The organism is Novosphingobium capsulatum NBRC 12533, assembly GCF_001598375.1.
Taxonomy (GTDB): Bacteria; Pseudomonadota; Alphaproteobacteria; order Sphingomonadales; family Sphingomonadaceae; genus Novosphingobium; species Novosphingobium capsulatum.
This window is the reverse complement of sequence record NZ_BCYV01000006.1, coordinates 408,101-417,171: the sequence shown is the minus strand read 5'-3', so window position 1 is coordinate 417,171 and position 9,071 is coordinate 408,101. Positions and strand designations below refer to the sequence as shown.

The following is a 9,071-nucleotide window of genomic DNA, read 5'->3' as shown; positions in this document are numbered from 1 at the left end:
TACCGCCGTGCCGGAGCTGGTGGGCAAGCTTTGAGCCGATAGATCGCTCACGGTTTCCACCATCCCCAAACCCCCTCCTCTGAAGAGGAGGGGGCTTTTTTATGCTCCCCTCCCGCGTGCAGGAGGGGTTGAGGGAGGGGATGTTTCAGGCAAGCTCCCTCACAAAGCCAGCGTCAGGCACTGGCTGAAATCATCCACCACATAATCGGCAAACGCCCCGCAAGGCACGAAGCCGTGGGCGCGATAGAGCGCGATGGCCGGTTCGAACGCCGCACCGCGCCCGGTTTCCAGGCTGACCCGCGCCATGCCCATTGCCCGCGCGGTGCCCAGCAAATGGCGCAGCATGGCCTTGCCGATCCCCTGCCCCAGCCATTCCGGCGCCACGCGCATCGATTTGAGTTCGCCGTGATCGCCTGCCAGCACCTTGAGCGCGCCCATGCCAGCGAGGTTTTCCCCCACCCAGGCGGAATAGAACGTGACGCCGGGCGCGCGCAGCGCATCGAGCGGCAGGGCGTGGACCTTGCACGCCGGAGAATGGGCATGCATGCCGCCCAGGTGCAGCGCCACTAGGGCTTGGATCGCCGCACCGGAAAGATCATCCTGGCGTATCGTCACCTCAGGCATTGCAAGCGCTCCATCTGGCCAAACCGGTTACATCTGCTATCGCCGGCGGCATGACCGAAGCAACGCATTCCTCTTCGCGCTGGAGCCTGGCCATCCATGGCGGCGCTGGCGCCATGTCTCCTGAAATCATGGACGAGGCCATGGCGGCCGACTATCGCGCGGCCTTGGCCCAGGCGCTGGATGCCGGCGCGGCCGTGCTGCGCGCCGGCGGCACGGCGATCGATGCTGTTACCGCCGCAGTCTGTGCGCTGGAGGATGACGCGCATTTCAACGCCGGGCGCGGCGCGGTGTTCACCTATCACGAAACCAACGAACTCGACGCCGCGATCATGGACGGGCGCACCCGCGCGGCCGGCTCGGTCTGCGCCGTCACCCGCACACGCAACCCGGTGCGCCTGGCGCGCACGGTGATGGAACAGGGGCCGCACGTGTTCCTGGCTGGCAGCGGAGCGGAGGAATTTGCCCGTGACCACGGCATGGAAGAGGTGGACCCGGCCTGGTTCGCCACCGACGAGCGCCGCCGCCAGCTGCACGAGTTCAAGGCCCGCAAGGATGGCTGGTTCGATGCCGATCTCAAGTTCGGCACGGTGGGCGCCGTCGCCTGCGACGCGCAAGGCAACCTGGCCGCCGCCACATCCACCGGCGGCCTGACCGGCAAGCGCTGGAACCGCATCGGCGATTCGCCGGTGATCGGCGCGGGCACCTATGCCGACAACCGCGCCTGCGCGGTGTCGTGCACCGGCACCGGAGAGGTATTCATCCGCGTGGGCGTGGGCCACGAAATCGCCGCGCGCGTGCGCCTGGCCGGCGAAAGCCTGGCCCAGGCGACGCAAGCCGTGCTGGGCGAAGTGGGCGAGATGGGCGGCGTGGGCGGCATCATCGCGGTCGACGCGCAGGGCAACCTGACCCACGCGTTCAACACCAAGGGCCTCTATCGCGGCTTTGCCGATCACACCGGCCGGGCCGACGTAGCAATCTTCACCGGGGAATAACGCTCCTCACGAAAACTTGTCGGCTTTGCGCTGGCCAAAGCGCATGCCGCGTTCCAGGTGGGCGCGCAGCTGGGTGTAATAGGCTTCCAGAAACGCGCGCTCGTCACCCCGGCCACTGTTCCAACCGATCTTGGCGCAGATCGCCTGCGCCACATCGACCATGGCTTCCTCGCGGTTTTCACGCAGCACGCGTTCGAGCACCTGCAGTTCGTACTCGCCATAAATCGCGAGTTCGGCCTCGCCGAATTCATAGCGGTTTTCGGTCAGCGTGCTGCGCCCCTGCGCGCCTGCCCCGGTGGACAGCGCCGCCTTCAACCGGTCGCGCCCGGCTTCCACCACCCAAGTGCCGGCCACCACGTCTCCGGCGCGCAAGGCGTCGCGGTTGAAGAACGGAAAGAACGCGAAGATCAGGAACCACGCCGCCCCGGCCCAGCCGGCAACGGTGGCATCCTCTCCCTGGATCAGCGCGGTCGACACGAAGATCACCGGCAAGGTCAGCTCGATATCGCGCAGGAAATTGCGCGCCACCACCGCCTCTGTCGTCAAGCGGCCGCCATCGCGCGCTGCCACCCGCAGGCCCAGCGCGCGCTTGCCCGGCGTGGCCCCGCGCGGGCCGAGTTCGAAATAGAGAAACCAGATGTGGCGAAACAGGAACATCACCACCACCCACACCACAACCACCGCTTGGCCAACGAAATCGCCGCTGGCATTGGCCTTGAGGTTGATGGCCCGGGCCAGCGAAAACAGCAGGTAGGACAGGCCCGCCATAGTCGCCACGATCAGGATCTGATCGAGCAGCAGCGCCAGGGCTCGTGCCCCGCGCGCGCCGATGGTGAAGGGCAATGGCACGCCTTCGGGCGTCACCACCTGGCGCTGACGGCGATCAGGCGCGGGGCGGCGCGGCACCTGGGCGGACGAGCGTGGGCGCCGCGCCATCAGTTGCTCACCCGCGCCCGAGCCGGGCGATAGGCAAAGAAATAGGCGTTCCACAGCGCCAGCATTGTGCCGCCGATGGCCAGCCGGGTCGTGGTCGAATCGATCAACTGGCGGCCAAAGCCTTCGAGCAGCGCCGCCAGCACCAGCATCAGCACCACCCCCACCATCACCTGCGCGGCGCGCCGCCCCGCCACCGCTGCGGCGGTCAGCACCGGCAGATCGCCGGGAAAGGCCATGGCGCGGCCGATATGGATGCCCGCCGCGCCCGCCAGCAGGATGGCAAACAGCTCCGTCGTGCCGTGGATCGCCAGCCAGCCGATGAGGTCCAGCGTCAGGCCCTGCCCGTGATAGAGCCACAGCAGCGCGCCCAGCCCGGCCGTGTTGTGGATCAGCAGCAGGACCGACGGCACGCCAAAGGCAAAGCCCAGGGCGAAGGCAAACAGCGAAACCTGGGCATTGTTGCTGAACAGGAACGCGGCAAACATCGACAGGCCGTTCTGGTCCTGTTGGCCGAACAGGGTGTGGCGCAAGGCCTCGCGCGTGGCGCCGGGCACCCGCACATCGTCGCCCATGCCGCCCATCAGGCTGTAGAACCAGTCGGGATTGCTCGACACCAGCAGCCAGCCCACCACCGTGCCCAGCACCATCACCGCCAGCGCGATCAGCAGGTCGCGGCCCAGTCCGCGCACCGCCGCGCTCCACCCGCCCCGGAAAAAGCGCGCGAGCCAGGCGCCCAGCCCTTCGCGCGGGCCATAGACGGCAAACCACGCGCGCCGCGCCAGCCCTTCCAGATAGCTGATCAGCGCCTGGTCGAGCGAGGTTTCCCGCGCGATCGCCAGGCTGGAAACGACGGTGCGGTAAAGCGCGGGCAAGGCCAGCAGATCATCATCCGACAGCTTGCGCAGGCGCCCGCCCTCGATCCGCGTAACGATCGCGTCCAGCCGCTGCCAATCGCCCTCGCGCGCCTGGCGGAAGCGATCGGAGCGCAGGGCCGCGGCTTCCACCGCGGCATCCTGTCCGGCGTTCTTGCCAAACCAGCGCGCGATCATCCCAGGCTCCCTTCGCGTTTCACGCCCAGATAGGCATCGATCAGCCGCGTGCCGATCTGCTCGTACGGGGCCTCAACCACGCGCACGCCCATCTGGCGCAGGCGCTGCAGCACCAGCGCGCGCTGGCGTTGCAAGGCTGTGGCCGTCACCGCGCGGGCCATGGCATCGAGCGTATCGGGGCTGGCCGTGGCCAGGCCGGCCAGTTCGGCATCGGCCATGACCACGAACAGCACGCGGTGCCGCTCCATCAGCCGCCCCAGGCTTTCGATCATCAGTTCGGCGCTGGTCGGATCGGTGAAATCGGAAAACACCACCACCAGCGAGCGGCGCTGCAACCGCGTGGCCAGCGTGGCCATGGCAAAGGTGAAGTTAGGCTCTTCGCCATGATAGTCGAACCCGGCGGCGCTGCGTTGCAGGCGGGCAAAATCGCGCGTGGCGGTGACGAACGGCGAGAGCGCCAGCGGCCGCGCGGCAAAGCCATAGACCGCCACGCGATCCTGCGCCTTCAATGCCACCCAGGCCGTAGTCAGCGCCGCAGTGATAGCGCGGTCGAGCCGGGGCAGTCCGCCCAGTGGCTCGATCATCGCCTGTCCGCAATCGAACGCGAACACGATCTGGTTGTTGCGCTCGGTCTCGTATTCCTTGGCAAACAGGCGGCCATGGCGGGCCGAGCTTTTCCAGTCGATGCGGCGGCGGTCCATGCCCGGCTCGTAATCGGCCAGGGCCTCGAACTCGGTCCCTTCGCCGCGGATGCGACGCGCCACCAGGCCAAAGGCGGCATCGCGCAGGAAGATCTGCAAGGCCTGGCTGCGCACCGGGGCGATATCGGGCCACACCCGCAGCGCCTGATCCAGCACGCGGCGCACCTGGCGATGGCCCAGCCCGAGCGGCCCGCTCCAGCGCAGCCATAGCGTATCGATCCGCGCCGTACCCCGGCGTGACGGAAACAGGCTGCCCTGCGCAGACCAGGCACCCTCGCCGGCGGGATCGCGCACCAGCGGCAGTGCCACGCGCCCGCCGTCGGCCAGGCGCGGATCGCAGGCAATCGCCGCCATCGGCGCGCCACTGCCGCCGGGAAGCGCGGCATGCAGGGTAAAGCGCACGTCCTGGCCCACCTCCGCATCGGCGGCCATGGCCAGGCGCGCTTCGTGCAGGCGGCCGGCCATCAGCGCATCGAGCAGGACCAGCACGATCAGCACCGCCCCGACGGCCGGCGCCACGATCCACGCCTCTGGCGCCAGGGTGGCGAGCAGCAGGCCAGCTGGGGCCGTCAGCGCCAGCAGCAGCACCGCCCGCGCCGTGGGATAGACGGCAAGGCTCGGCCAAGCAGCAGGGCCGGAGCGGCGCAGGCGGGGAAAGCGCAAGGTGGGCATGGGGCCGCGTCAGCCGGGCCGGTCAGCGCGGCGCCGGGGTGCGCTGCACCAGATCCGCCACGATCGCTTCGGCCTGGCGCCCCTCGATCTCGGCCGCCGGGCTCAACACCATGCGGTGGCGCAGCACGGCCGTGGCCAGGCTCTTGATATCGTCCGGGATGGCATAGTCGCGGCCGGCAAGCGCCGCGCGCGCCCGGGCTGCCCCGGCCAGCAGGACCGCCGCGCGGGGCGAGGCACCGGCCAGCAGGTCGCCATTGTCGCGCGTGCCGCGCACCAACGCGACGATATAATCGACCAGCGGCTCGGCCAGAGTCACGGCCTTGAGCGCGGCCTGCGCGCTGGCCACGGCGCGGACATCGGCCACGGCCGCAACGCCCATCTGCGCCGGATGCAGCCCGGTGCGCCCCTCGCCATAGCGGGTAACGATGCGCGCCTCTTCCTCGGCCGAGGGATAATCGACCAGCAGCTTGAACAGGAAGCGGTCGAGCTGCGCCTCGGGCAAGGGATAGACGCCCTGGCTCTCGATCGGGTTCTGCGTGGCCACCACCATGAAATGCGCGGGCAGCAGATGAGCGGTGCCATCGAGCGTCACGCGGCGTTCCTGCATCGCTTCGAGCAGGGCCGCCTGCGTCTTGGGCGGGGTGCGGTTGATTTCATCGGCCAGCACGATGTCGTGGAAGATCGGCCCGCGCGTAAGAGTGAACTGGCTGGTCTGGAAATTGAACAGGTTCGACCCCAGGATATCGCCCGGCATGAGATCAGGGGTAAACTGGATGCGCCCGAAATCGAGGCCCACCGCGGTGGCAAAGCTTTGCGCCACCAGGGTCTTGGCCGTGCCCGGCGGGCCTTCCAGCAAGACATGGCCGCCAGCCAGCAGCGCCACCAGCAGGTGATCGACCACGCTGTCCTGGCCAACGACGGCCTTGGCCACTTGCGCGCGAATCGCATCGGCCAGCGTGCGCACGTCTTCCAGGCTGAACGCGCCGGGTTCGAAAGCTGCCTCGGTCATAGGGTTTCCTTGGTCACGCAAGATCCTTTTCCAGGGTGTGCAGCGCCTGCGCCGCGCGCACGGCATCGGCCGGGCGGTGCGCGGCGGCAAGCTGCGCCGCCGCGATCGAGAAGGGCACGCTGTCGGGATGCAGCCGCGCAAGATGGGCATCGATCAGCGGATCGACCTGCTCTGCCGCTGCCCCGCGCCGCAGCCCCAGCCGCGCCACCAGCCGCTCGCGCAGGGCATCGACAAATGGCACGGTCAACAGGTGCAGGCGTCCCGCGCGGCGAATCAGGGCCGCGCTGTTGGCCACCAGCGTGGTCTTGCCCGGCGGAATCGATGGCGGCGCGGTGCGCGGCGGGCCAAACCGGCAGAATGCCCGCCACCCCACCGCCAGCAGCGTGAGCAACAGGCCAACCGTTGCCGCCAGGAACGGCGGCTCGAACGCCAGGGTCAACAGGTTGGGGCGGCCGCCGAGGCCAGCCAGGCTCAGGTCAAAGGTGATCGCGCGGCTGCCCGAATCGACCGCGGCGGCATGCAGGATATCCAGCGCCAGCATGGCGGTCTGCCGGTTGGCCAAGCCGTAATTGTCCATCAGATCAGGCTCGAACACCAGGATCACCGGGTGCAGATCCATGTTGCGCCCGCCGTCTTCGCCTTCGGGGCCGGCAGGATCGACCGTGGGCGGTTCGACATCGGCCAACCGATCGAGCGAGGGATAATAGCCATTGTCGTCGCGATAGGCGGCCAGCGTGCGCCCGTCGGAGGTGGTGACCAGCGGCACCAGCGCCTGGCCCGTGCCCGAAACCACCAGCTTGTCGTTGGGCAGGGGGCCGCTGCGGCCATCGGCGGTGCGCCAGCCGTGCCCTTGGGCACCCTTTTCGCCGTTGAGCGACACTGTCACGTCATCGGCAAAGCCGGGCCATTGCGCCAGGCTCACGCCGTTGATCCGGGTCCAGCCGCGCGGGCGCTTTTCCTTGCGGGGCAAGAGGCTGGCCTGCCACTTGGGCGTGATGATCACGGTGGGGCCGATCGTGCGGCGCTTGTCGACGATGCGGGCAATCGCCTTGCCATCGGCATCGGGCAGCGGGGTGAGCACCAAGACACCCGGCTGCTCCATCCCGCTCTCGCTGCGGGTACGCGCCACGGTGTAGCCATCTTCCTGAGCCAGCGCTGCCAGCGCGGCATAGCCGTTGAGCCCGCGCCCGCTGGCATGGCCGCCGCCATTGTTGGCCGGCGACGCGGCATGGCCGAGAAACCACAAGAGGCCCACGAACAGCGCCGCGCCGACCAGCAAGAGCGCGAGCACGGTGCCGCGTGCAAAGGGGGCGCTGGCGCCGCCCGCGCTCGATCCGCCGGCGTGCGCGTCCGCCGTGCTCATGCCTGCGCCTCCAGCGATTGCAGGGCAAAGGCGGCATAGGCGCCGCGCGCACGCTGCCATTCACCCAGGCCCGGCGCGCGCAGGGCATAGCGCGCGCGCTCTACTTCGTCGGCCATGGTGACGAAGGCTCGGCGCGCCTCGACCGGCAGCGCGGGCAGCACGGCGATTTCGCGGGCCGTGCTCGACGGGGCCAGCCAATCGGGCCGCGCGGCGCCGATATCGGCCACGCTGCGCTGCAAGAGCAGGTGCACTGCCTCGGCATAGCGGCCCTGCGCGGCCAGGGCATCGGCATCTTCCAGCAGGGCCAGCGCGGCCTGCGGCGTCGGGCTCCATTCCGGCGCGGTCACCCCGGCGCGGGCACGGCGCGCGCGCAGCCAGGGCGCCAGCAACGACCACGCCAACCAGACCAGCGCCGCCAGCCCGACCACGCAGATCATCACCAGCAGCAGCTGTTCAGACCGGGCGAGGGCAAGGCCCAGCGGCAGGAACACATGCAGGTTGATCCATTCCAGCACCTGCGCCAGCGCATTGACCAGGGCCTGCAACCAGTGCGGCGGCACATAGGGGGGATCGGCGGGAGGCGGCGGCACCGGCGCAAACTGGATATCGCCCATGCCCCGCACCGTCTGCCAGGCGTGCTCGGCACGGGCAGCATCTGCCTGCGCCGTTGTGGCGGGGCCTTGCGCGGTGGCGGTCACGGCCCTTGCGGCCGCTGCAACGGTGCTCACATCTCCGTTCGTTGCATGCCGCCGCGCGCGCCGCAAGCGCAGATTGGACCGCTTGCCCGAAGGCCCGGTTCAACCCCGCTCACGCTCCAGGGGATACGAGCCAAGAATGCGCAAGTCCTTGGCAAAATAGGCCAGTTCTTCCAGGGCGCGGTCCACCGCAGGATCGCCCGGGGCGCCGACGATATCGGCATAGAACATCGTGGCGGCAAAGCTGGCGCCCTTTTGATAGCTTTCCAGCTTGGTCATGTTGACGCCGTTGGTGGCAAAGCCGCCCAGCGCCTTGTAGAGCGCGGCGGGAATGTTGCGCACCTCGAACACGAACGTCGTCAGCGCCTGGCCGGCGCGCGAATCCCCGTTGAGCGTGGCCGGATCGCGCGGCGTTTTCGACAGCAGCACGAACCGCGTGGTGTTGTCGTGCGCGTCCTCGATGTCTTCGGCCAGCAGGTCCAGCCCATAGAGTTCGGCAGCGATGCGCGGGGCGATGGCGGCAATGCCGGCCTCTGCGCTTTCGGCCACCAGCGCGGCGGCGCCGGCGGTATCGGCATAGGCCATCGGCACGATTCCCCGCTCGCGCAGGTAGAAACGGGACTGGCCCAGCGCCTGGGGATGGCTGTAGGCCGCGCCGATCTGCCCGGCGCCAGGCCGCGCCATCAGGCAGTGGTGAATGTCGAGGAAATGCTCGGCCACGATCGACAGGCCGCTTTCGGGCAGCAGGAAATGGATATCGGCCACGCGGCCATGCTGCGAATTCTCGATCGGGATGATCGCCTGGCCCGCGCGCCCGTCCTTTACCGCATCGAGTGCATCCTCGAACGAAAAGCACGGCAGCGGCAGCCCATCGGGCATCACTTCCATCGCCGCACGATGCGAATTGGCGCCTGGCGCCCCCTGAAACGCCACGGCGCGGCCCGGATCGGCCGCAGCAGCGGCACTCATGCGATCGACAAGCAGGCGGGCGGGTTCAGGAAAACTTTGCATGGCTGCTGCCGTTAGGCGC

General features: G+C 68.9%; 9 protein-coding genes. 1 reads left to right on the top strand and 8 read right to left on the bottom strand.

Features of this window, described 5'->3' with window-relative positions:
- Window positions 1-159 precede the first annotated feature (159 nt).
- Window positions 160-624, bottom strand: a complete 465-nt coding sequence (locus SCA01S_RS05565; protein WP_062783634.1) for a GNAT family N-acetyltransferase — start codon at window positions 622-624, stop codon at window positions 160-162.
- A gap of 50 nt (window positions 625-674) precedes the next feature.
- Here SCA01S_RS05565 and SCA01S_RS05560 point away from each other — a divergent pair, with 50 nt between their 5' ends.
- A complete protein-coding gene (locus SCA01S_RS05560; protein WP_062783631.1) occupies window positions 675-1,616 on the top strand; it encodes an isoaspartyl peptidase/L-asparaginase family protein in 942 nt (313 codons plus the stop codon).
- 6 nt (window positions 1,617-1,622) lie between these two features.
- Here the strand turns inward: SCA01S_RS05560 and SCA01S_RS05555 are convergent, their stop codons facing one another.
- From SCA01S_RS05555 to SCA01S_RS05525, 7 genes are all read right to left on the bottom strand, one after another.
- Window positions 1,623-2,552 carry an RDD family protein gene (locus SCA01S_RS05555; RefSeq protein ID WP_062783628.1) on the bottom strand — a complete coding sequence of 310 codons (930 nt, stop codon included), beginning with the start codon at window positions 2,550-2,552 and terminating at the stop codon, window positions 1,623-1,625.
- The gene (locus SCA01S_RS05550) at window positions 2,552-3,601 is read right to left on the bottom strand and encodes a stage II sporulation protein M (protein ID WP_022674515.1); all 1,050 of its coding nucleotides are present in this window, start codon (window positions 3,599-3,601) and stop codon (window positions 2,552-2,554) included. The genes SCA01S_RS05555 and SCA01S_RS05550 overlap by 1 nt, the downstream gene beginning before the upstream one ends.
- Window positions 3,598-4,974, bottom strand: coding sequence for a DUF58 domain-containing protein (locus SCA01S_RS05545; RefSeq protein WP_062783625.1), 1,377 nt, complete (start codon window positions 4,972-4,974; stop codon window positions 3,598-3,600). The genes SCA01S_RS05550 and SCA01S_RS05545 overlap by 4 nt, the downstream gene beginning before the upstream one ends.
- Window positions 4,975-4,996: 22 nt before the next feature.
- A complete protein-coding gene (locus tag SCA01S_RS05540; protein WP_062783623.1) occupies window positions 4,997-5,983 on the bottom strand; it encodes an AAA family ATPase in 987 nt (328 codons plus the stop codon).
- A gap of 13 nt (window positions 5,984-5,996) precedes the next feature.
- Entirely contained in the window at window positions 5,997-7,346 is a 1,350-nt protein-coding gene (locus tag SCA01S_RS05535; RefSeq protein ID WP_062783620.1) for a hypothetical protein, read from the bottom strand.
- Window positions 7,343-8,074, bottom strand: a complete 732-nt coding sequence (locus SCA01S_RS05530; RefSeq protein ID WP_245652452.1) for a hypothetical protein — start codon at window positions 8,072-8,074, stop codon at window positions 7,343-7,345. The genes SCA01S_RS05535 and SCA01S_RS05530 overlap by 4 nt, the downstream gene beginning before the upstream one ends.
- Window positions 8,075-8,143: 69 nt before the next feature.
- Window positions 8,144-9,052, bottom strand: coding sequence for a prephenate dehydratase (locus SCA01S_RS05525; protein WP_022677039.1), 909 nt, complete (start codon window positions 9,050-9,052; stop codon window positions 8,144-8,146).
- Window positions 9,053-9,071 lie beyond the last annotated feature (19 nt).